Here is a 2,660-nt window from a genome sequence, read left to right on the forward strand (position 1 = left end):
TGTCTGGCTAGCTTTATGATTGATTGGCTTGTGGTCTGGGGGGTAACGCAAGGAGTCGGCATTCTCGTCAAACCCATCTTAGAAGATTTGGCAGTAGACGGCGCGAAGGATTTAGTAAAAGATTTTTTTAAAGATTCCCTAAAAAACGTCTTATTTGGCGAAAAAGATCCGCGACAAGTCGCAGGGGGGAAAGCCCTCAAAAAGTTTTTGGAGTTAGTGCAACAGCAGTTAAAAATCAGCGGACTTTCCCAAGACCAGATTAAGCTGTATATTAAAGATGTTAAAAAGTTTATCGGCAACAAGTCAGTTAAGGAAATTTTGGGTAAGGCCTTTGAGAGCGATCGCGAATCCCTCGATGCAGAACTTCTCGAACAAACCTGGACTCAACTAGATTTAGCTGCTTTACCCGCCAAATTTAAGTGGCAAACCATCGCCAATCAGTATCTCACCGAAGTTCAAGAAATTCTCTTGGACTCAACAGACTTGCGGGATATCTTGAATGCTCAAAATCTGGACAGCATTCAGACAAAAACTCAAGAAATTGCTGGGATAATCCCCGATTTTGATTTGAGGCAATATCAAGAGGCTTTGTGCGAACGTTACAGCAATCTGAATTTAAGCAGCGTCGATAGCAATACCTACGATTATCGCGAAAAGCTGAAAGTTTGGCAAATCTTTATTTTCCAAGATGTGCGCTTAATTTACGAGTCATTTCTGCCCCAAGCTTACGAAATTCCCAAGGAACATCAACGGCGGTTGTTAGAAAGCGATCGACTAGAGGCGATCGCACTTGAAAATTTAGAGAAATATCGACACGGTTATTTTTCTGGGCCGATCGTATCCGTGTTAGATGTCATCAATGACAAGTCAAATTATCCCTACATTGTGATTTTAGGCGATCCGGGTGCGGGCAAATCTACTGTGTTACAATATTTAGCATTAACCTGGGCGCGATCGCCTTTAAATAGCGTCACATCTCTGCCGCTGCCGCTGCTAATAGAATTGCGGATTTACATTCGCAACGTGGAATCAGGACATTGCAAGAATTTCCTGGAATTTTGCCATAAAAATTCTGGTTTTATTTGTGACTTGAATCAGCATCAATTGCACGAACAACTTAAAACCGGCGAGGCTGTGGTGATGTTCGACGGATTAGATGAAATTTTCGATTCCGGGAAACGAGAAGATGTAATTACCGCGATTCATCGGTTTACTAACGAGTATCCGCGCGTGCGGGTGATTGTCACTTCTCGGATTATTGGTTACAAACCTCAACGGTTGCAAGATGCCCAGTTTCATCACTTTATCCTCCAAGACTTGAATCCCGCACAAATTCAGGATTTTGTGCAGCGCTGGCATGAGTTGACTTTTAATGATGCTAGGGAAAAAGTGCGAATTAGTCAGCGCATGAAAAAAGCCCTAGAGTATTCATCAACAATTCAAGATTTAGCCAGAAATCCCTTATTGTTAACGATTATGGCGATTTTGAATCGCAGTCAAGAATTGCCGAGAGACAGGGCAGAACTTTACAATCAAGCTTCGCGGATATTGCTGTATCAATGGGATGTGGAAAGGTCTTTAGTAGAGGATAGCAGGCTCGATCCCAAAACGATTGATGCTAAAGACAAGCAAGAAATGCTGCGGCGAGTCGCTTGGGAAATGCAAGCGGCACATGAAGGGTTGGCTGGCAATATTATTAGTGCCGAAGACTTGGAAGATATTCTGACAGCATATCTGAAGAATAAAGATTTTGACCAACCGAGAAACCGGGCGAAGTTGATAATTAATCAACTGCGAACCCGCAATTTTATTTTATGTGATTTGGGTGCGGATAATTACGGATTTATACACCGGACTTTTCTGGAATATTTCTGTGCGTCGCAAGTGGTGAATCGGGTTCAGGCTTTAGAACTCTCTCTGGATGAGTTAAAAGCAAAAGTTTTCGGCCCGCACTGGGATGATGAATCTTGGCAGGAAGTTTTGTGTTTGATTGCGGGATTGATTGCTGGTAAGCTTACAGGGAAATTGATTCAATTTTTGATTGAGCAAGATGGGGAAGCGCAAAAGTTTACTAACCTGTTTTTGGCGGCGAAGTGTTTGAATGAGGTGAGGGATAGAAATGTGATTGCTCCCGTTGATAGTCAATTACTTAAACAATTAAAAAAGTTAACGAAGTACGATTTAAATTACTATTATGAACCTTATGAAGAAGAGGCAAATCTAGTTAAGGAAATTCGCACTACAGCAGTAAGTGCGATTGCCTTTGCTTGGAAAAATAACCCGAAAACCTTACCTTGGCTCAAACAACGCGCTCAATCTGACGATAATTCGGATGTGCGAAGTGCAGCAGTTCAAGAATTAGCACGGGGGTGGAAAGATGACCCCGAAACTTTACCTTTCCTCAAACAACGCGCTCAATCTGACGATGATTGGGCTGTGCGAAGTGCAGCAGTTCAAGAATTAGCACGGGGGTGGAAAGATGACCCCGAAACCTTACCTATCCTCAAACAAAGCGCTCAATCTGACAATAATTGGGCTGTGCGAAGTGCAGCAGTCCAAGAATTAGCACGGGGGTGGAAAGATGACCCGGAAACCTTACCTTGGCTCAAACAACTGGCTCAATCTGACGAGAATTCGGCTGTGCGAAGTGAAGCCGTCCA

At 43.1% G+C, this 2,660-nt stretch carries 1 protein-coding gene; it reads left to right on the forward strand.

Annotation, left to right across the window (positions count from 1 at the left end):
- Window positions 1–15: 15 nt before the first annotated feature.
- A partial coding sequence (locus AAFP11_RS30180; RefSeq protein ID WP_341740309.1) for a HEAT repeat domain-containing protein occupies window positions 16–2,660 on the forward strand: 2,645 nt, incomplete at its 3' end.

This window comes from Microcoleus sp. CAWBG640, from assembly GCF_020883015.1.
In the GTDB taxonomy this organism is placed as follows: domain Bacteria; phylum Cyanobacteriota; class Cyanobacteriia; order Cyanobacteriales; family Microcoleaceae; genus Microcoleus; species Microcoleus anatoxicus.